Consider the following 19708-nt stretch of genomic DNA (forward strand, 5'->3'; position numbering starts at 1 on the left):
ACCAGATAGAAGAACTTTAGTTGCAGCTAAAGTCTGGGTCTCACCTTACCCGATTGGAGTACTTATTATCCATACAAACTGTTTAAGAGTGATTCGCAACGCGTGGCATTTTAACTGTGCGTTGAGCTCAGTGATTAAATCGGTATGCGGAAGGTTCGGTATTGCGTTGCTCAACTCCAAAAGGTCATTAATACTCAAAGGTCAAATATGGATATTTACCCAGAAATCGAATTATCTAAAGCGCAGCATAATGCAATTGAAGCTCTTAGAAACCAGTCGTTTCCTGAACACCAAGTTACTCGCTCTTACTATAAGCAACTCCCGCATATGAGAGTTCTGAATTACGAAGGTGATCAGTTAGTTGGTTACATGGGATTAGACTACAGAGTTGTTCGCGTTGGTGATGAAATTTATAAAGTATTAGGTGTGAGTGACTTTTGTGTCGAGAGCAAAGTTCAAAGACAAGGTATTGGCACAACAATGTTGTCTCAACTCAGCGAGTATGCGTCCACTAAAGATGTCGACTTCATCATTTTAGTCTCCGATTTGGAGCGTTTTTATGTGGCTAATGGTTATCAGCGCCTTAACTCTCTAAGTTCTTGGTTGCGCGTTCATGAACATAAAAATTACGGTGTTGCTGTAGAGCAACTAGATGATTTATATGTTAAACCTATCAGCGGCAAAACTTGGGCTGTTGGCCATATAGATTGGTTAGGGTATATGTACTAGTCTGTAGTGGGCTAATAAGTTGTTCAAAAAGAAATACTACACATAGCATTTCCAATTAGCGTTTCTTATACCTTACGGGAGCGCTTTCCCACAAGGAGCAATATGTGATTGTAGTAGCAAGGTTTTCTTTTCCTCATGAAGCTCATATTGCGAGAGCAAGCCTAGATAGTGTCGGAATAGAAAGTTACATCGCTGACGAGCACACGGTAAATACTCAGTGGCTTTATTCAAATGCAATAGGCGGCGTCCGTCTGATGGTGGCCGAAAGTGATGCAGAAGATGCGAAACAAATACTTAGTAGCGATTTCTCAGAATCATTGGGAAATGAAGTTGACGTTGATGAAGAAAAAGACGTTTGCCCTAAATGTGGTAGTAAAGATCTATTTGCATTTACAAAAGGTAAACGCCCAGCTTTCTTAGTTTTTATTTTACTGGGTTTTCCACTGTTTTTTTACAAGCATGGTTATAAGTGTAAGCAGTGTGGGGAGTTTAGTGAAAAACTTTAAATCTTTAGATAACAAGGCATTAAAGAGATAACTTGTACTCGTAGTATTTTTACGATGAGTTAGGTCGAGTGCCTATACAAGAAGTCAGAGTTACTGCTTGCTTACAAGCAAAGTATTATACGATAGTGAAGGAATAACATTGAATGAGTGAAATTAACACAATAGAGCAGTTAAAAGAAATTTACGCAGAGCCAAGTGCGAGAGCTAAAAATAAAGCTCTGCCTGTGCTGGATGTTCATGCGATTACATTAATTAATAATTGCCATTTTGCAGTTCTAAGTACCGCTGATTCACAAGGGTATATCGATCTCTCTCCTAAAGGAGGAGAGCCTGGCTTCGTAAAAGTTTTAGATGAATCAACATTGTTGCTCCCTGATAGCTCGGGGAACAATCGTATCGATAGTCTAAAAAATATCATTAGTAACCCCAAGGTAGGGTTGTTATTGATGGTAAATGGTATTGATGAAGTGCTCCGTATTAAAGGAATCGCAAGTATTCACACCGACGCCAACTTGATATCTGCTTGCCCCGATGGAAGTAAAGATCCTAAGGTTGTTATCAAAATAGTCATAGAGAGTATGTATTTTCATTGTGCGAAAGCGGTGATGAGAGGGAAACTTTGGTCTGATGACTATAAAGTAAATCGCTCAATTCTCCCTTCATTAGCTCAAATCTTTAAAGATCAACAAAAGTTAGAAAGTAAAGCGCTTAATCAAGAAGAGATGTTGAAATATTACCAATCTAGCCTTTAGAACGAGCGTGGTAATATATTGAAAAGATAGCAAAATCAGGTTCGACCGTGCTTTACGGAAGTATGGATTAGGTTTAGTGGGGATGTTACTGTCTCAATAGCGTTAGTTCACAAATAAACAATTGTTAGTCCAAATTTTAAAATGAAAAATGCAGGAAAATTTACTCTAGAAAATTACGTTTTGGCTAGTCCGGGAGTTAGGTGTGTTGGACAAATGATTGATCTTTTTGTCAGTTTTAGCATTTTTACGCTCGTTTTATGGGGCGGCTTAAAAATCGGTATTGAAAAAGAGCTTGTGCGCGCTACAGCAGTAACTGCGACTGTATCGTATTACCTTTTTTCTGATTGTTTACCAAATGGTCAAAGTGTGGGTAAAAAACTTTTGGGCATTGCAGTTATAAGTGCAAGAACGGGTAAAAAGTGCAATATTTTTCAGTCGCTCTTTCGAAATGTTATTACTCCATTCTTAGGTTTTATTGACTCAATTTTCATTCTTGGTAAAAAGAGGCAACGGCTCGGTGATAAGTTAGTGAGAACGGTGGTGGTAGTGCACTAGTTTGTTGAAAAAATTGTTAACGCTGAGGACTTGGGTTCAAGTCGGGCTTTGTTTTCGTGGCGGAACAGCCTTGCTTAGGTGGTAGCGTTACTCACATACTTAATGTAGCGTTGTAAGAAAATTGGTATTGGAGTCCAAGTTTTATGTCAGAAAAAGAGAAAATGTTAGCAGGTGAGCTTTATGACCCAAGTGATGAAGAGTTATTAAAGTTAAGGTTGAGCGCTAGGTTACTAACTGAAAAATTGAATGCCACCTCTGTTGAGCATAAACAAAAGCGAGTTCAAATCACTAAGCGCCTGTTCGGCACAACAGGTGACGATATTCATGTTGAATCTTCTTTCAATTGCGACTACGGATCCAACATTCACGTTGGAGATAATTTTTACGCTAATTTTGGTTGTGTGATTTTGGATGTTGCGGAAGTTAAGTTTGGTGATAACTGTTTACTTGGGCCTCAAGTTGGCATTTATACTGCGACTCATCCCTTAGATCCTATCGAGAGGAACAGTGGTTTAGAGCTAGCAAAGCCCATAAACATTGGTGACAATTGTTGGATAGGTGGCCATGCCGTAATCAACCCTGGCGTAACACTTGGGAACAACGTGGTGGTAGCCTCTGGCGCAGTCGTTACAAAGAGTTTTGGAGACAATGTCGTTGTTGGTGGCAACCCAGCCAGAGTACTGAAGGAAATCGTCACTAAGCGATAATAAAGTATATGGACTATTTTGAGCCTGAGTTTAGGACTTATGATCAACTCACCCCCAAGCTTTGATGCGTTCAGCGGTTACTTGTTGACGCACTTGAATGTCTAAAATTTGCTTCAATATAGAATCGTTACACGTGGCGCTTTTGCCGTACGTTGAGCTTGTTTAAAAGTCTCATACGAAATCATTTGTATTACGTGTCTCACACTTTTATTGGATTTTCGTCACCAATAACGAACCAAAAGGCTGACCCCAAAATGTTAGTAACAAAGATTGAAACGGAACGATTAATTTTAAGAGAGCTAGTTGAAGATGATGCAAGCGAATTGTTTGACATCTTCTCAGACCATGAGGTCATGAAATATTGGAACTCTGGCCCTTGGGTTTCAATTGAAGAAGCGCGGACATTTATAGCCAAGAGTACACAGGCCATGAATAGGAATACAGAAGTGACACTAGGCATCTTCCTAAAGAGCAATGGCCAACTTCTGGGTAAGATAATGCTGTTTAATCACGTGAAAGAGTCTAGGCGCGCAGAAATTGGCTTTGGCGTGAGTCGTCATTTCTGGGGTAAAGGCATTGTATTAGAGGCGGGAACTGCATTAATCGAACACGCATTCAAAACACTGAATCTACGTCGAATCGAGGCTGAGATAGATCCAGACAATGCTTCTTCAGGTAAAGTCTTGGAACGGTTAGGTTTTATAAAGGAAGGTTTCCTAAGGCAGCGTTGGGAAGTGAATGGAGTAGTCTCAGATTCCGCAATTTACGGGTTGTTAGCTAAACCCTTAGACAGCGTTTAGTATCCGGCCTTAAACGCATCTAATAGGTCTAGCCTGCTCGTGCTCTATACACAGCCTTACATTTGACGGTGAGGTTTCTTGAATTGACTTGGTGGTCACTGAATGTACTATCAAAGATAGGACTTACTGCAAGGATAGCAGCATGAGCGAGAAATTATTTTGGGTTAATCCCTACCAAACAGAACTTAACTCAAGAGTGAGCAATGTAGACGGAAATAAGGTTGAATTGGACCAGACTATCTTCTTTGCAGAGTCTGGAGGCCAAGAGAGTGATAAAGGAACGATTAATGGTATTCCGGTTTTGATTGCTCAAAAGTTAGGTGTTCGACTTATTTACACATTGGAATCCTCTCCAAATTTTACTCTTGGTGACATTGTAACTACGAATATTGATTGGAAGCGTAGATACGCCTTAATGAAGCTACACTTTGCGGCTGAAGTGGTGCTCGAGATGTTTTATCAGCGTCGGGAAGGCATTGTTAAGATAGGCGCGCATATTTCTGAAAATAAGAGTCGCATAGATTTCGAGTGGTCTGAAAGTATTGGCCCGCTATTGAAAGAAATTGAAACTGATGTGCAAGATTTGATTAACTCTGATTCAGTCATTATTAGTGACTTTTCCGATCAAGAGAGTGAAAGAAGGTATTGGAGAGTGGATGGGTTTGCGCAAGTGCCTTGCGGTGGCACTCACTTAAAGCGCACATCAGAAGTCGGCCAAATTCAATTAAAACGCAAGAACATCGGTAAAGGCAAAGAAAGGGTAGAGATAACCTTATGTTCGTAGGTCGATAGGGCATTAGAAATAGATTCCTAACACGTGGCATTTTAATTCATGGTGAGATTCACATTTGCGATATGATGGTTGAGATTGAGGGCGTGTTGGCTACTTCTTAACGAAACGCTACACGATAGGGGCGGGAGGATGATATGTCGAAAGTTACATTGAAAGGCTTTATTTTAGTTCCGGAAAAGGATCTAGAATTAGTAAAACATGCGTTAATAACTCACAAAAGGCTCACGTTAGAAGAGCCGGGCTGCCTTACTTTTCTTGTGACTCAAAGCTCGACTAATCCTTTTCGTTTTGATGTCTATGAGGAGTTCGTCGACAAAGCCTCTTTTAAGCAACATCAGGAAAGAGTTCAAGCCTCACATTGGGGAAAAGTAACAGCCAATGTTAAACGTCAATACGAAATCTTTGAATGTGTGCATGACTAATCGAATCGGAGTGATTTAGAGCGTTTACGCTTTGTTTTTTAGGTTGCTCTACGCTCTGCTATGTTGCTTTATTCATCTATTAACCTGGCTTAGTGTTCTTGATACTTTGCCGTATTAAATCTAGAAATTTTAATGGAAGTGTTATGTTTAGAGTTGTGTATGAATGGCGTGTGCCAAGTGAAAAAATGGATGAGTTTCAAAATATATGGCGTTCGACGACAGATTCAATTCATCAGTCAGTAGATGGGGCACTTGGTAGTTTTATGCTTCGTTCTTACGATGTACCGGAAAAGGTTTTAACTATTGCCAAGTGGCGAACACGTGAAGACTGGGAGCGGTTTTGGGGAACTAGTAACCCAGAAAAAATGAAGAAGATGAGTGAAATTGCAGAGCGTATTTCAGTTGAACCATTCGATGAAATTGAAGATAGAACTAAGTAGGGCAACAGAAACGTTAAAGTGATGCCTAATGCACAGTTTGGCGGATAATATGAAAGACAACCTTAACGAAGGAACGGGGTTATGCAGATTTTAATTGTTGGAGGTAGTAAGGGGCTAGGAAGGTTCTTGGCTACGAACTTACAGGGTACAGAAATTTATACGATTTCTAGATCAAAGCTAGTTGAGGATGGAGTAGTTTCTGTTTGTATTGACGTTGATCCCGATAAAAAACCAGATTACACGTGCTTCAAAGGTGTAGAGTTTGACATCATAGTTTATTTGGCGTCCATGTGGGGAGAGTCTTCAGAATTGACAACAAACGAACTGATTGAGTTTATGAATGTTGGTCCGATTGGGTTTCTTAATCTAGTCAATGAACTTAACGCTTTAGGTTCACTTAACGATAAATGCAATATTGTATCTATTGGATCTACAGCCGAGCTTTCAGAAAGTAGTGAATACCCTGCATTCACCCTCAGTAAAAGATTACTCAAAGATATTTCTAGCCAGCTGCAAAACGTTTATCGTGATTACCGCTTTACTCACTTTACAATAGGTGGGATCGGGCATGCTGAAGAGGAACGTATTGAGTATTCGAGTGTTTTGGAGATTATAAATATGCTAACCAAGCTTGATCCAAACACATACCTTTCAAATATGCATATAAAGTCCAAGCTAGGTATGTAGCTCTCAAGCTGTATTACGTACCTGCTTCTATGGTTTGGCATCATGTGCATTCTTTTTATTGAGCTATGGTTATAACTCCAATGAAAGGAGTTTACTTATGTCATACATTGATGGGTTTGTCGCTGCAGTGCCGACAGCGAATAAAGAAAAGTATATCGCACACGCAAAAATAGCAGCAGAAATGTTCAGGGAGTTTGGGGCCTTAAAGGTTGTTGAGACGTGGGGGAGTGAAGCACCAGATGGTGAGATCACATCATTTCCCATGGCAGTTAACGCTGAAAGCAACGAAACCGTTGTGTTTTCGTGGGTAGTCTGGCCTTCAAAAGAAGTTCGAGACTCAGGGTGGCTGCGGATCATGGGTGATCCTCGAATGAGTCCAGATAATAACCCAATGCCCTTTGATGGAAAGCGTCTCATTTATGGCGGATTTGATGTTATTTTGGAGCAGTAAAATACCAAAGAATCTCAACTCGATTCGTGACACTTGGTGTTTTAATCAGTATTACGCTTCTGATGTACGTTCAATAGAGTATTCCGCGATAAGTGTTGATAAAACTCCATTTGGAGGCTTAGAGTAAAAATGGAAGAGATAAATTATTCACTGATTGTCGTATCAGCTATCGCTGCCATCGCTAGCCCCGGACCTGCAACTCTTGCGATAGCAGGCACGTCAATGAACCACGGTCGGCGCTTTGGTGGGTATTTGGCTGCAGGTGTTTTAACGGGGTCTTTATTTTGGTCAACCTCAGCCGCTTTTGGTCTCGCAACCATACTCTATAGCAATGTTTGGCTTTTTGAAATTCTTAGATATTGTGGGGCATTTTATCTTTTATATTTGGCTTTAAAGTCCGTACATTCTGCCTGCAACATCGAGCAGCTAAAGTTACCCAAAACATACGTAACGACAAAGAAGGGTAACTACTTAACCGGAGTGTTAATTCACTTAACTAACCCAAAGGCTATTCTGTTTTTCGGTGCGCTTTATTCGATAGGGGTTCCTCCTAAGGCCAGTCCGTTGGAATTGTTGTCGGTCATTTTTGTTGTGGGGCTGGTTAGTGCTTTGGTTTTCTTTGGCTATGCTTTTCTTTTCGCGCATAAAAAGGTCAGACAAACCTATCTCAGATCCAAAGCAGTTTTTGAAGGCGTGTTCGCGTTATTTTTTGGTGTAGCAAGTATTAAGTTGCTGCTTAGTGAGGCAGGAAAATGAAGCACAAAAGGCTTGAAGAAATAAGAATAGATAATCTATCTGATTTGACGGTCTATTAAGTATACTAAATAGCCGATATGTTAACTTCCATAAGAGCTTCTGGCTGGAAAAAGCTTATAACCAAACGATGCTAGATATTATCATTCAAAGGGCTAACAAAGGCCCATAATTTAATTCGTATCACTGTTCATGATTGTGCTCTTCGTGCAGTGCTGTAGTATTAGTAACGTGTTGTTAATACTAAATATAACCAATTGAAACCTGGACGTTGCATTACTTGTAGTTCGATGAAATGTTATCCGCAAGACGTTAATTTGGAGAAAAGAATGGATTCAAACTCACTATTATTATTTGTTGTCGCTTGTCTCGCTATCAACATGATTCCTGGACCTGATGTAATTTATATTGTTTCCAATACAATAAAAGGTAAATTATCTGCTGGGCTGAAAGCGGCTCTGGGGCTTGGTGTTGGTTACTTTTTTCATACACTAGCGGCATGTTTAGGTTTGTCAGCAATAATTCTGAGTTCATCTTTGGCTTTTAGCGTTGTTAAATGGTTAGGGGCCGCTTACCTAGTTTATTTAGGTGTTCAGTCATTACTGTCCATGTGGCGTGGAGAAAGTAAAATCGTTGAAAACAAAAATGTTGATAATAATAAAAATGTGTTTGTTCAGGGAGTTATCGTCAGCGTCTTGAATCCAAAAGTAGCGCTATTCTTCCTATCATTTCTGCCTCAATTTATTGATACGTCTGCAAGCTCAACATCAATGCAATTATTAGTACTTGGCTTGCTGTTCAGCGTACTTGCGACGACATGTAACGTTTTGTACGCATCTGTGGGTAATTGGGTATTTAGTCGTCCACACTCTCAGCGTTATTCAAGAACTCTTGAAGGTGTTTCAGGTATTCTACTTATCAGTCTAGCGAGTAAAGTGGCATTTAGTGATCGTTAGATACAGGGCATTTTATTCTCGTGATTATTATATCGCTAATGTTTGCTCAATCTATACGTTAAATGAGTGCTATTGCATAGGTTGAATCACAAATTTCAAAAATACCAATAAGTGAACGTATTTATTTATAGTATGGTTGGCGCGATTTTATCGTAGCTAGGTTAATAACATGAAAAATAAAGTAATTCTGTGTTCCGCATTCCTTTTGGGTTTGTCAGGTTGTGCTTCTGTTCCTACTGTTGATTCGACAGTATCAAATCAAATGAAATCATTTGAAGCACCTCAAAAGGGGAACGCAGGGATTTACATTTACCGAGAAGATGCTTTTGTCGGAGCAGCACTTAAAAAGTATGTTTACGTCGATGGAGAATGTATTGGTGAAACCGCTCCTGGTGTGTTTTTCTACCATGAGGTCGAAGGCAATAAAGAACATCAAGTAAGTACAGAGTCTGAGTTTTCTGAAAATCACTTAACTATCTTAACGGAAGAGGGTCGTAATTATTTCGTTAATCAATACATTAAAATGGGTGTATTTGTTGGTGGTGCGGGCGTAGAACTCGTGGACGAAAGCAAAGGTAAAGCAGAAGTACTAAAAGTCGACATGGCAGAAAAAGGAAACTGTTCTTCGATCTAGTTTTACTAACAGACGCTTTTTAGATTAAAAAACACATTATCAATGTAACCCAACGCTTGATGAGATCCATTCAGCGTTGGGTTTTGTATTTTTGGCAAACAGTATACCTATTTCAGACCGCATGATTTGCTACCTCCTAGCTTGAGCCAATTTATCGTTCAAAGTATCTACTTGTGAAACGTGAATTTTCGAGAGGATTTCGTAGGGAGCAATCCTACAAACGCGATTAACTGATATGCCATTCCATCATTAACCTTGTCGAGTGTATTGCTAAACTAGGTAGCGGTGAGTCTCCTCTCATTAAACAAATAATAGGTATATCAGTTTTAGCTTCTATGCCTTTACATCATGCACTCGGAGCGCAATTTAAAATCAAAGGGCTAACACCAATATTAGAGAAAAATCTTGAAAGTCACCTTACACCACTAACGAAACTCTCTGTTTCAAACATTACCTCAAATCGACTAACGAAGATGGTTAATAATGCGTTAAACCCTTATGGCTACTATCATTCCGAGCTCAATGTTCAGAGATCAGAGAATGATCTCATCACGCTTGAGGTTGACGCGGGGGAGGTTATGTTGGTCAAAAAATCTAATATTGCTGTGTCGGGAGAGGCCAGTAATGATCAGGATTTCATCGAATTAATTAATCAAGCTCAACTTAAACAAGGTCAGCCGTTGCTTCATTCTGAGTACGATACGTTAAAGCGAAACTTGATTTCATTGGCTCAGCAAAAAGGTTATTTAGATGGGCGTTTTATTGAATCGTCTTTGGAAGTCATTCCCAGTTTGAATCAAGCCCATGTGAATCTGCATTTCTCTAGTGGTTCTCGTTACCAATTTGGAGAACTCTCTGTTCTTACGTCGGGTATCGAAACGGCACGAATAGAAGCGATGAGAACATTTGAGTGGGGCGACGATTTTGATACTTTGAAATTGAGTCAATATCAGGCCGATCTTTCCAGTACTGATTGGTTTCGCAGTGTGATTGTGAAAGCGGATTTCGAGGAGATATCCGATGGTCATAAGGTGCCGATAGAAGTGCTCGCAGAGCCGAATTCACGCAATATTGTGCAAGTCGGTGGAGGGTATTCGACAGACTTGGGATTACGCGCTTCGCTGAACTGGACCAAGCCTTGGTACAACGCACGTGGACACAGTTTTGAGGCACAAGCGTACGCTTCCAAACCGGAACAATCGCTATTACTTGGTTACAAAATCCCCACCCAAAATGTTCTAACGGATTACTACGGGATTCAGTTTGAATCTAAGCATGTCGACTATCGAGACACATCGAGTTTTTCTAATGATTTATCGTTTGAAAAACACTGGCAGTTAGACAGTGATTGGCAAAGCACCATGCACGTTCGTTATTTGCAAGAAAGTTATCGACAAGCGTCGGAGAATGACGAATCACAGTTGTTATTACCGGGGGTGACATTTTCACTGCTTGATCGCAAGAACGATCAATTAGAAGTAAAGCACCGTCACGTTTACTCATTGGAATACTCAGACCCTAATTTTTTCTCCGATTCTCGTTTGCTGCGTATTGAGGGCAATAGTGTTCTGTCATGGGATATTAGTGAAAAACACAAGTTTCACTTTCGTTCTAATGTCGGTATTAATGTCGCTGACACTTTGAGCGATATTCCATCCTCGTTACGCTTCTTTGCGGGAGGTGATGGCAATCTTCGTGGTTATGGTTATGAATCCATCTCTCCGAGAGACGAAAATGGCGATTTAACCGGTGCTCGTTACATGTTTACTGCTGGGCTGGAATATCAATATCAGGTCTACCGCCAATTGTGGCTTGGGGCATTTTATGATGTTGGTGATGCCTTCAACGATAAGGTGGATTGGAAAAGTGGTACAGGCTTGAGTTTGATATGGAATTCAAAATACGTGCCCGTCAAAGTGGACTTTGCTTATGGTTTAGATGCTCCGCAAGGAGAACAATTCCGCGTTCACTTCTCACTAGGCACGCAGTTTTAGCGGGCATTAAAAAGGCTCTCATCCTTGCAGATAGAGAGCCTTTTTAAGTCTTGATTGTTTAGAGTTCGAACTCACCATTCAGTTTCTTGAATATCCAGTTAGGCGCCTTATGCCATCCACCATAGTTTGGATTCTTAGTATGGATCTCATTCATTGATTGCCACTGAGTTTGGCCTTGTCCATCTCGAGATACTCGCCAAAACAGTTCATCTTGTTGTCGAGTTAAGTAGTGCATGACATGTTCTGCAAAGGCTCTGCTTTGGACCAACACACCAAATTCCACATTGAGGAAATCCGATCTTGGATCGAAGTTTGATGAGCCGATATAAGTCAGCCGATCATCGAGTATCACCGTCTTGTTGTGATAATAAGTATCCGCATGGAAGTAATGGTCATCATTTTTCGCTTGGTTTTTGTACTCAAGTATATGAACGCCCTTATCCAACAGGGTTTGGCGATGTTCCTCGTAATAAGCCGGAATAAAGCCAGAATCATTAGAAGCAGACGAGTTCGTCATTAACGTGATGTCCGCTGTTTGCTCCATCAAGGTATCAATAAAGGCAAATTCACCATCACTTGGTACCACATAAGGCGTTGATATCACTGCTTTGGATGCAGAGGTTATTTGTTGCCAAACTTGGTGTTCTGCGCGTTTTCTAAAGTAGGGCTTGTTGTTTTCTAACTTGTTTAATGAGTCGAAAACAGGGGTGACTTGCGCAGTGATGAAGTCGGGACTGGTCAGTTGTTTTACCTGCTTTTCAACTTCAGCCAGAATGATGGTTCTGTCTTTCTTACCTTTATGAAGTGCTTTAGCAAACGCTGAATAGTTTTGGCTCACTTTAACCATGTTTTCTATTGGCGTGACGTGCTCGCTGTCCCAAAGCTGTTGGTAGTTTTGGTCGAACGCTCGAATAATGCTGCCTTTAAACAACACATCCATATCGAAGAAGTTGGCTTTTCGGCTATAACCAAAATAGTCGTTGCCAATGTTGCGTCCACCTAGAACCATCCATTGATGGTCGACGTTGAAGTACTTCTCGTGTAGCCGATTGTCCAAACGTTGTTGATGAGTAGAGAAGTTGACGGCGCGACCAATCCAGCCTGACTTACGTGAATCAAACGGATTGAATAAACGGATTTGAATGTTGTCGTGAGCGCTGAGATCAGCAAGCCATTTCTCGTTAAACACCAATAAATCATCGAGAGTGAGTCGAACTTGCACACCTCGATCTGCTGCTTGTTTGAGTTCATTGAGTAGCATCAAACCAAGCGTGTCATTCTCCCAAGAAAAGTATGTCATATCGATACTTTGCTGAGCATTTCTAACCAGTTCAACGCGACGAGCAAAGGCTTCTGGAGCGGTAGGAATTAAGTAAATATCGGCTTGATGCTGAGTCGTTTGCCAATTGGCTTCAAAATCAGGTTCAACTTGAGGGTAGGGCTGGGCACAGCCAACCAACAGCGCGCCGAAGATAAAGAGTAGCAGAGCACGAAGGGCGTTAGGAAACATGAGTAAACCTTCCTAATTATGTTCAAGGAATAAGGATGAAAAAAGCCAGCGAACTGGCTTTTAGGTATTCGGTAACGAGTTTTTAGTGGCTGAGGATGAAGTTACATGTGGCTAAGAATTAACCCAAGTTCCTCGAGACCGTTGAGGCGACCTTGGCGCAGTTTTGGATCGATGCCTGAGTGATGAGCATTGTCCCAGTCTTGTGTGGACTGAATACCGCCATCGTTATCGATCAGCAATACTCGATCAGTCGCGCTGTTGTATTGGAAGTCCTCAAATAAACGTTCGCTAAACCACATACGAGAGAGCTCGTTCATCATTGCTTTGTCTTTGCTACCTGGGCGAGCACTTGAACCATCAAGCTTTAACGCTTTATTAAACACAAATGGTAATTCCGATGCATTACAAGCGCCCACAATACAACTGATGCTTTTGAGTAAATCACCAACGTCGAGATCGCCATTTTCACCTTTTGTGTTATAAGTCCATACGTTGAATCCAGGTGTGTAGTCAAAGTAGTAGAAGCTTGGCGTTGCTCCTGTTGTTTCTTCAGTTGAAACTTTATGACGGTTTGGACCCGTGAAGAGCAAATCATGCAACGTGGTTTTGAATTGCTGCATGTTTTTGGCCGCGCCATTCAGTTCGCTTTCACCATTAGGGAAGAAGTCAGCCAGAGCAAGTAACTCCGTGGTTGAATCGGAGTTCCCCAAACCGAAGAACAACTTAGTCATCGCCTCATAAGCGGTGCTAGGCAGCAGTCCCAATAAGTCAGAAAGATCGAGTTCAATTGAAGCTGAATCGCTGAGTAATGAACGATATTCAGCGCGTAAACGGTTTACGTTCGTTTCCGATTCTAGCCACTCCACCATGTATTCGACGATTAAGTTTTCGTCACCACTTTCAATGATCTCTGGCGCTTCTTGGCTCAAGATTTCAATGATAGTTGGGATCAAAAATGTCAGGCTCGGCAGCATGCCCAGAGTATTGCTTTCTGCACTGTTAGAGCCAATTACCGTCGGTACGATCCATTCACTCTCAATCGCTTGTTCAGTAAAGTGATAGCCTGGAACTTCTTTCACTAGAAACGCTGGTGGGCGATGCTCGATGTAAGGCGAAAATGGCATCAACGTAGCTAATGGGCTGTTGTCGCGTGTTGGGCTTATAACCGGAATATTCGCGGCGGTCAGTACCCAGTTCTTAAGACGTTGAATAGGGTCAAGCATCTCGCTCTGTACCTTCATGACCTCTTCAAGTGGTAGGAACGCAAGATCTTCAACGCTTTGCTCTGGTCTTTGGCTCTTGGCAACATCGTAACTTTTATATTCAAAGCCGTAAGCGTTGCTTTGCATGATGGCACGTTGAAAGTGCTCACCTGCGATTGCAGCATCGCCTTTTGATTGCTGTAAAATTCCCACCGACATGGCACCCGCACCTTGACCCATGAGTGTCACGTTTTGCGGATTGCCGCCGAATGCCTCTATGTTTTGTTGAACCCATTCAAGCGCGTGTTTTTGATCGCCTAGGCCAAAGTTACCGCCCTCTGGGTTGTCCAAACCATCGACCCAAACACTGCCCAACAAGCCCAAGCGATAGTTAAAAGTAACTGCAATAAACGGGTTACCATCGTCAGCACCTTGTGCAACCACCATATCACCATGAATCAGCGGTTCTGAGCCCGCGCCGTATTCAAAGTCACCACCGTGAATAAAGACATACACTGGCAAATCTGCGTACGCTTCTGTCCCTGCTGGTCGCCAAATGTTTAGGTTCAAACAATCTTCTGATTGCGTTTGTGCCGTGGTTTTTAACTGCGGGCACGCATCACCGAACTGAGTCGCATCAATATCGCCTTCAAGTGGGATCGCAATGCTGTGCTGAAAGCGGTCTGCTTGCGCAAATTGGATACCTTTGAACGCCTCTACCGCTGCCAGTTTTTCATCCGCAGCAAGAGGCGTGATGACAAGGGACTCTTTGGTCGCTTGAATGGTTGCATCGCCAATTTCCAAAGCGATTTGCTCTGGTGGTAAGGGTTGTAGTGGCTTCGGGCCGTTAGGAACGCTAGGTTTACCAGAGTCATCACTGCAAGCTGCTAAGGCAAGAGTGATGGTAATGGCTAAAGTTGAGCGATTGAGTAAAGTCATTGTTATGTCCAAAAAGTCATTTGGTGCGTACACCGAAAATGTTAAACGGCATCTAACAAGCGACGTCCTGACGCTTTGGCATTAATCCGTGAATGGTTGGATGGCTTGTTGTATTGATAGCTCAAATGGTAGGACATCGGCGACAGTTTCAGTAATCGCCTTTGTAGGATGCAGTCCTACCATCGTATAAGGGCGGGCTCTTTATGAGAGCTAGAAACGGTAACCAAGATTTAAGGTTACTGACTCTCGAGTTTCCCCTTTGTTATAGAGAAAGGTCAGGTTGTAGTTTTTGCCGATTTGCTTATTGAAACCAGTCAAAAACGCCCATTGATTAAGATCTACACCAATGTCGTAATCGAATTCGATATCACCGCTTTTTACATGCCCGTCCATTCGAGCGTCCAGTCCTTGATATTCTGCTCCGACAAAGAACTGCGTGCGATAATCGACAAGTTGATAACCCAACATCGGCTGTACAGTAACAATACCATCGCCCCAATCATCTAAGCCCTTTAAGCGAGTTTGCGAATAGGTACCAGTGACAGAAGCAAAGAACTCTTTATAGCCAACCGAAAGGGTTGTACCTATACCACGAAGGTCATATTCCAAATGCAGCGGCACGTCTAAGCGTCCACGACTACAAAGTGCAGATAAACCATCGCAAAACTTATCACCTAATCCTGGCAGTTTATCGTTCAGCTTATCTTTTATGTACTGGCCACCTTCACCCGTGTAGGCGGCATCAACATTGGCATCGACATTAACTTTTCCGATGTAACCAAATACATTCCAAAATGGCAGGATGTTTACATCGCCACGAAGCGTCATGCTCTCAGCACTGACGATGCCGACACTGTCTTCTGGATCAAACAGTTCATTAAGGCCGATGCCTTCAATCGTGAAATCATTAAATGGAATATTCATATCTTGATTTCGATACGCTAGCGACACACCAAACGGCAGAGGCAAATCGATACCTTGACGACGAACCATATCACCCATTAAAGGAAAAACGCGGTCTAGCTTAACACTGGCTTCTTGCATGCGTGGATCAGAGACCTCATTCAAGCGTTTTTCGTCTAGTACTTGCACGCCAAGCTTATCTTCATAAATCGCTACCGGTTTTACGCTGCTCATCATTTCGAGGGGTTTATTTTTCTTTGAACCAACTATTTTGGTGTTTTTACTGGCAATCGCAATTTTGCCTGATGTTAACTTCTGGAAGAGGATCTCTTGATCGTAAGAATCCACTTGGTAGTTGTGATGTGTGAACGGTTTATCGTTGGTAATGACCATACGTTTCGGTTCACCATTAACCAACTCAATATCAACGCTTAAAAAGCGAAAGTAGGCGATATCTTGAGGAAGACCGTATTTTGAGTAATTAAAACTGATGATCACATTACCGTTCTGATCCTCTTTTGCTCTTACTGATGACGGATCAAAACTCTCCGCGTAGTTTCGAAGGCGGTATTCTGTTCGTGTGAAAGCTTCGATCTCATCAAGTACTTTTTCATTTTCATCGAGTTGTTCAGGGTTGTACTTGATACGCAGATCAATGTTGCCTTTGTTATCGGTGTTCTTAACCAAGTAGACGGACGAATCGCGAACGCTATCACCGATTTTAACACTTCGGTGGGCATGCTCGACCAAATGCTCGCCTTGAACTAGAGAGCTGATGGCCAGTTTTGGTAAATCATGACTGATACCGTATTTGTCGAACAGCGCTCGGCCTTGCTCGATTACTTCGTTGTAGGTCGTCGTCTCTTCAGCGGCGAAGCCAAAAGTGGGGGTAGTAAGCATTAGTGCGCTCGCGAGCACAGTAAGAGAAGACGTCTTGCCGGCGCGTAATTCAAAAAAACTCATGACAGTTTCCACTCTGAATAGTCTCAAACCTTCGAGACTCAGACAGTTAATGTGTCACTGAACTTCTTGTTCAGTTAGATAGATGTGTTTGCTGTGATTGACGTTGTGAATGCAGAGTTTTCGATTGCATTTCGTGAATCAATGAGAGGATTTTATGAGGTGAAGAGAGATTCCGTTAATCGCTTTTGATGGATACTATCCTCGCTTTATGGGTGAGGCAGGAATAGGGCAGTGAACAAAGCAAAAAGCCCCGCAGAGCAAAAGCAATGCGGGGCTTTAGTTTCAAGAACGGAGGTGACGCTTAGGCCGTGACGCGAACACGGAACAGATCAGTAAACAACTTGGCAATCATCAAAATGATCATAATGTTTACCAGCATCAGCAAGGGCGTTTCAATTCGATATGCTGGGGTTAAATTGAGTGCTCCTGATGTCAAGACAACCAATAAGTTAATACCTAGAATTCTGTGTACCATCAGCTTTGGTGTGGAAAATACCTTCCAAATTACGATGATGTTGATGAAGTAGAATAGCCCAAGCTGCCAAAGCTCGGTCATCATTGGCATTAGGAAAATGTATTGCAATAGAATCACCGTGCCAGTGCCTATCACACCAAAAAATGCATCTTTAATAATGCTTGGTGGCATAGTAGGAACGATTGAAGAGAACACGCCAGCTAGCATCGGAAAAATGAAACCTCCGGGTACGGGCAGATAAATCCAGATCAACAAAGAAGTGACGAACATGGATACACCTTGCAATACCTTTCTGCCGTCTTCATTCAAATGCTGGATAAACGTTCGATGCTCGTGATGCCAAACTGTGTTTTTCTCTCTTTGCATGACACAAGCAACGTGACCGATGAGAGACGTACTTGGATTTTTAATATCAAAGCTTTGAAGTTGCTGCGTTAGCGTTGGCCAATCGATCTCACGACTTTGCGATTTATCTGCTTGTTCTAGCAATCGGTCTTGGATTTGTGCCATCTCATTTAAACGCGCACGCCATAGCTGACGATGTTCTTTCAAGTGGTAGCTGCCAGTAAGTGGTAAGCCGACCAGTTGGAATAACTTTTCTATGTTGGCGCTGTTGGTCTCAAGAGCTTCAATATCTGTATCATTGGGCGATTTCATAGCGTTAAGCATCGCCTCTCTGCTGGTCTCAAAACGTTGAATGAAGTTTTGTTCTGTACTGACTGGCCAGACTAATCGGTACACAACAGAAAACGTGATCACACCAAGAATAGTCTCTTGCATGCGAAGAACAGCGAAGTGGAACGTTGCTTGACTATCAAATCCTCCCATACATGCGATGATGGAGCACACAGCAAAACCGATAGAGAACACATAACCATACTTTTCGTCGCTCGACATAAAAATGCACGCACCTAAAAACAAGGTGAAGAAGGTGAGAAACAAAAAGCGATCTTGAGAAAACGTCGTGATGAGGAAAAAGGCATAACCGATGCCAAGGAGGGTTCCTAATAAGCGATTATGACCTTTGTTTATTGAGTGAGCGAAGCTTTCATTTAATGCCATTACCGCGACTGCGATCGCTGCCCAATACGGTTTCTCCCATTGAAACCATAAGGCAAGGCAGATCGCGATAACGATAGACAGCGCAGCTTTGATTGCTTCTTTGGTTGAGGCATTAAACATACATTCCACCGCATTATTGTTTGATGATTTTGATAGAGGCCGTCATACCAACACGTAGTTGAAAATCTTTCGGTAAGTGATCTAATTTAACTTTAATTGGAATGCGTTGAGCTAAGCGTATCCACTGAAAGTTAGGGTTCACATTGGGCAAAAGATCGTTACCAGTACTACCATCTTGCTTCGCAATGCCGTAGCCAATGCTTTTGATTTTTCCTTCCAGCACAGCTTCATTGTGCATCATTAAGGTCACGTAGGCTTTATCTTGTGGATCAACGCCAACTAAATCCGTTTCTTTGAAATATCCTTCGATCCAAAAGCTGTCTTCATCAATCAAAGCCACGACTGGGGAGTTAGCGACGACTTGAGAGCCGACGCGTAAGTTCAAATTAGTGATATAACCATTCGTTGGCGCATAAACTTTTGTGTAATCAAGGTTTAGCTTGGCTTCTTCAACATTGGCTTTCGCGAGCTCTACGTTGGCAACGGCTGTCTCCACCGCATTGTCTAGGTTATTCAATGTCAGTACAGGTACAGCGCCAGGTGTGCGCTTTTCTAACTTAAGTGCTCGCTGCTCTTCATTTTTGGCCTTTGCTAGTAATGCAATGGCTTGCTTTTGAGCTGCTAGCGCTTTGTGGTACGCCGCTTTATAGATGCTTGGGTCAATCTCAAACAGCAAATCGCCTTGTTTCACTTGCGAATTGTCTTCAACGTAGACTTGGATGATTTGTCCTGTTACGCGGGGGGTTATAGAAACGATGTGCGCGCTAACTTGGCCATCTCTAGTCCAAGGGTTGTCAGAGTATGATTGGTAGTAGCTGAAAATCACGGTGCCAGCGGAACACAGTAGTAGCAGTGTGATGAGATAACGTTTTATCACGGAATTTGCCTCAAAATATGGTAATGAATCGACCAATAACGCCAGTAAAAATCACAATTAGGCTTAGCTCTGCGAGTGCAGGAAATGCAACGTATTTGTGGAGTCCCAGTTTTGTAGCAACGGTTCCGACCAAAATGGTGAGCATGTAAGCCAATGCAATAACCAGCAACAAGGGTGGGAAGTAAACTTCGCCCCACACAAGTTCATGTGGCATTGAGTTCATGGTGTTTTTCTCTATTAACTTGATGAATGGAAAGATAAGGCAAATGATGGCATCCGTGATAATCGCTTTTGGAGGATCTAATCCATCAAACGAAAGGTGTTATGCGCTATATAGAGGGAATGATGCAACCAAACCGCTTTTTTAAGCGCGAAAACAAAAATAAAATTATTTTGCGATTTATCTGGTGTTCATTGCAGAACGCTAAGTTATTAAATTTTCGACAATTATTGATCGATTTTTGCTTTTGAATATGCG

The 19708-nt window shown here is 42.0% G+C and carries 21 protein-coding genes; 15 read left to right on the top strand and 6 right to left on the bottom strand.

Annotated features, from left to right (window positions below):
• Nucleotides 1–207 precede the first annotated feature (207 nt).
• The 15 genes from R7F64_RS17580 to R7F64_RS17650 all read left to right on the top strand — a co-directional run bounded on the left by R7F64_RS17580 (nucleotide 208) and on the right by R7F64_RS17650 (nucleotide 11179).
• Complete coding sequence (locus R7F64_RS17580) at nucleotides 208–729, top strand: GNAT family N-acetyltransferase (RefSeq protein ID WP_005377075.1); 522 nt, start codon at nucleotides 208–210, stop codon at nucleotides 727–729.
• Nucleotides 730–833: 104 nt separating this feature from the next.
• Nucleotides 834–1235, top strand: coding sequence for a DUF2007 domain-containing protein (locus R7F64_RS17585; protein ID WP_005377076.1), 402 nt, complete (start codon nucleotides 834–836; stop codon nucleotides 1233–1235).
• 143 nt (nucleotides 1236–1378) lie between these two features.
• A complete protein-coding gene (locus R7F64_RS17590; protein WP_065274601.1) occupies nucleotides 1379–1987 on the top strand; it encodes a pyridoxamine 5'-phosphate oxidase family protein in 609 nt (202 codons plus the stop codon).
• Nucleotides 1988–2128: 141 nt separating this feature from the next.
• The gene (locus tag R7F64_RS17595; RefSeq protein WP_053350309.1) at nucleotides 2129–2542 is read left to right on the top strand and encodes an RDD family protein; all 414 of its coding nucleotides are present in this window, start codon (nucleotides 2129–2131) and stop codon (nucleotides 2540–2542) included.
• Between the two features lie 143 nt (nucleotides 2543–2685).
• A complete protein-coding gene (locus tag R7F64_RS17600) occupies nucleotides 2686–3249 on the top strand; it encodes a sugar O-acetyltransferase (protein ID WP_005389307.1) in 564 nt (187 codons plus the stop codon).
• 254 nt (nucleotides 3250–3503) lie between these two features.
• Nucleotides 3504–4049 (top strand): GNAT family N-acetyltransferase, encoded by a 546-nt coding sequence (locus R7F64_RS17605; RefSeq protein ID WP_053350310.1) that lies wholly within the window; start codon nucleotides 3504–3506, stop codon nucleotides 4047–4049.
• Nucleotides 4050–4191: 142 nt separating this feature from the next.
• Nucleotides 4192–4833, top strand: a complete 642-nt coding sequence (locus R7F64_RS17610; RefSeq protein WP_053350311.1) for an alanine--tRNA ligase-related protein — start codon at nucleotides 4192–4194, stop codon at nucleotides 4831–4833.
• Nucleotides 4834–4976: 143 nt separating this feature from the next.
• The gene (locus R7F64_RS17615; protein ID WP_005377083.1) at nucleotides 4977–5264 is read left to right on the top strand and encodes a putative quinol monooxygenase; all 288 of its coding nucleotides are present in this window, start codon (nucleotides 4977–4979) and stop codon (nucleotides 5262–5264) included.
• Nucleotides 5265–5407: 143 nt separating this feature from the next.
• A complete protein-coding gene (locus tag R7F64_RS17620; protein WP_025768092.1) occupies nucleotides 5408–5704 on the top strand; it encodes an antibiotic biosynthesis monooxygenase family protein in 297 nt (98 codons plus the stop codon).
• Nucleotides 5705–5785: 81 nt separating this feature from the next.
• Nucleotides 5786–6391 (top strand): hypothetical protein, encoded by a 606-nt coding sequence (locus R7F64_RS17625; protein ID WP_053350312.1) that lies wholly within the window; start codon nucleotides 5786–5788, stop codon nucleotides 6389–6391.
• A gap of 97 nt (nucleotides 6392–6488) precedes the next feature.
• Nucleotides 6489–6842, top strand: coding sequence for a DUF1428 domain-containing protein (locus R7F64_RS17630; protein ID WP_318071932.1), 354 nt, complete (start codon nucleotides 6489–6491; stop codon nucleotides 6840–6842).
• A 129-nt stretch (nucleotides 6843–6971) separates the two neighbouring features.
• Complete coding sequence (locus R7F64_RS17635; RefSeq protein ID WP_042523838.1) at nucleotides 6972–7598, top strand: LysE family translocator; 627 nt, start codon at nucleotides 6972–6974, stop codon at nucleotides 7596–7598.
• Nucleotides 7599–7924: 326 nt separating this feature from the next.
• On the top strand, nucleotides 7925–8551 hold the full coding sequence (locus R7F64_RS17640) for a LysE family translocator (protein ID WP_017634580.1): 627 nt from the start codon (nucleotides 7925–7927) through the stop codon (nucleotides 8549–8551).
• 169 nt (nucleotides 8552–8720) lie between these two features.
• On the top strand, nucleotides 8721–9185 hold the full coding sequence (locus R7F64_RS17645) for a DUF2846 domain-containing protein (RefSeq protein ID WP_005377099.1): 465 nt from the start codon (nucleotides 8721–8723) through the stop codon (nucleotides 9183–9185).
• Nucleotides 9186–9520: 335 nt separating this feature from the next.
• Nucleotides 9521–11179 (top strand): autotransporter assembly complex family protein, encoded by a 1659-nt coding sequence (locus R7F64_RS17650; protein WP_318071933.1) that lies wholly within the window; start codon nucleotides 9521–9523, stop codon nucleotides 11177–11179.
• A 58-nt stretch (nucleotides 11180–11237) separates the two neighbouring features.
• Here R7F64_RS17650 and R7F64_RS17655 read toward each other — a convergent pair whose 3' ends face one another.
• The 6 genes from R7F64_RS17655 to R7F64_RS17680 form a co-directional block, all read right to left on the bottom strand.
• Nucleotides 11238–12689 carry a phospholipase D family protein gene (locus R7F64_RS17655; RefSeq protein WP_318071934.1) on the bottom strand — a complete coding sequence of 484 codons (1452 nt, stop codon included), beginning with the start codon at nucleotides 12687–12689 and terminating at the stop codon, nucleotides 11238–11240.
• 101 nt (nucleotides 12690–12790) lie between these two features.
• A complete protein-coding gene (locus tag R7F64_RS17660; RefSeq protein ID WP_318071935.1) occupies nucleotides 12791–14830 on the bottom strand; it encodes a carboxylesterase family protein in 2040 nt (679 codons plus the stop codon).
• 210 nt (nucleotides 14831–15040) lie between these two features.
• Nucleotides 15041–16696, bottom strand: a complete 1656-nt coding sequence (locus R7F64_RS17665) for a hypothetical protein (protein WP_017821369.1) — start codon at nucleotides 16694–16696, stop codon at nucleotides 15041–15043.
• Nucleotides 16697–16997: 301 nt separating this feature from the next.
• Nucleotides 16998–18353: an FUSC family protein gene (locus tag R7F64_RS17670; protein ID WP_053350318.1), complete on the bottom strand. Its 1356-nt coding sequence runs from the start codon at nucleotides 18351–18353 to the stop codon at nucleotides 16998–17000.
• A gap of 13 nt (nucleotides 18354–18366) precedes the next feature.
• Nucleotides 18367–19230 (bottom strand): HlyD family secretion protein, encoded by an 864-nt coding sequence (locus R7F64_RS17675; RefSeq protein ID WP_005377105.1) that lies wholly within the window; start codon nucleotides 19228–19230, stop codon nucleotides 18367–18369.
• A 10-nt stretch (nucleotides 19231–19240) separates the two neighbouring features.
• Entirely contained in the window at nucleotides 19241–19453 is a 213-nt protein-coding gene (locus R7F64_RS17680) for a DUF1656 domain-containing protein (protein ID WP_005377106.1), read from the bottom strand.
• Between the last annotated feature and the right edge of the window lie 255 nt (nucleotides 19454–19708).

Origin of the sequence: Vibrio sp. Vb1980 (assembly GCF_033338615.1) — a bacterium.
Taxonomy (GTDB): Bacteria; Pseudomonadota; Gammaproteobacteria; order Enterobacterales; family Vibrionaceae; genus Vibrio; species Vibrio alginolyticus.

Coding starts and splice junctions, on each gene's coding strand:
- R7F64_RS17590 (WP_065274601.1), top strand. CDS start 1,379: ATGAGTGAAATTAACACAATAGAGCAGTTAAAAGAAATTTACGCAGAG.
- R7F64_RS17665 (WP_017821369.1), bottom strand. CDS start 16,696: ATGAGTTTTTTTGAATTACGCGCCGGCAAGACGTCTTCTCTTACTGTG.
- R7F64_RS17680 (WP_005377106.1), bottom strand. CDS start 19,453: ATGAACTCAATGCCACATGAACTTGTGTGGGGCGAAGTTTACTTCCCA.
- R7F64_RS17600 (WP_005389307.1), top strand. CDS start 2,686: ATGTCAGAAAAAGAGAAAATGTTAGCAGGTGAGCTTTATGACCCAAGT.
- R7F64_RS17660 (WP_318071935.1), bottom strand. CDS start 14,830: ATGACTTTACTCAATCGCTCAACTTTAGCCATTACCATCACTCTTGCC.
- R7F64_RS17670 (WP_053350318.1), bottom strand. CDS start 18,353: ATGTTTAATGCCTCAACCAAAGAAGCAATCAAAGCTGCGCTGTCTATC.
- R7F64_RS17635 (WP_042523838.1), top strand. CDS start 6,972: ATGGAAGAGATAAATTATTCACTGATTGTCGTATCAGCTATCGCTGCC.
- R7F64_RS17645 (WP_005377099.1), top strand. CDS start 8,721: ATGAAAAATAAAGTAATTCTGTGTTCCGCATTCCTTTTGGGTTTGTCA.
- R7F64_RS17620 (WP_025768092.1), top strand. CDS start 5,408: ATGTTTAGAGTTGTGTATGAATGGCGTGTGCCAAGTGAAAAAATGGAT.
- R7F64_RS17595 (WP_053350309.1), top strand. CDS start 2,129: ATGAAAAATGCAGGAAAATTTACTCTAGAAAATTACGTTTTGGCTAGT.
- R7F64_RS17625 (WP_053350312.1), top strand. CDS start 5,786: ATGCAGATTTTAATTGTTGGAGGTAGTAAGGGGCTAGGAAGGTTCTTG.
- R7F64_RS17655 (WP_318071934.1), bottom strand. CDS start 12,689: ATGTTTCCTAACGCCCTTCGTGCTCTGCTACTCTTTATCTTCGGCGCG.
- R7F64_RS17615 (WP_005377083.1), top strand. CDS start 4,977: ATGTCGAAAGTTACATTGAAAGGCTTTATTTTAGTTCCGGAAAAGGAT.
- R7F64_RS17610 (WP_053350311.1), top strand. CDS start 4,192: ATGAGCGAGAAATTATTTTGGGTTAATCCCTACCAAACAGAACTTAAC.
- R7F64_RS17650 (WP_318071933.1), top strand. CDS start 9,521: ATGCCTTTACATCATGCACTCGGAGCGCAATTTAAAATCAAAGGGCTA.
- R7F64_RS17605 (WP_053350310.1), top strand. CDS start 3,504: ATGTTAGTAACAAAGATTGAAACGGAACGATTAATTTTAAGAGAGCTA.
- R7F64_RS17630 (WP_318071932.1), top strand. CDS start 6,489: ATGTCATACATTGATGGGTTTGTCGCTGCAGTGCCGACAGCGAATAAA.
- R7F64_RS17640 (WP_017634580.1), top strand. CDS start 7,925: ATGGATTCAAACTCACTATTATTATTTGTTGTCGCTTGTCTCGCTATC.
- R7F64_RS17580 (WP_005377075.1), top strand. CDS start 208: ATGGATATTTACCCAGAAATCGAATTATCTAAAGCGCAGCATAATGCA.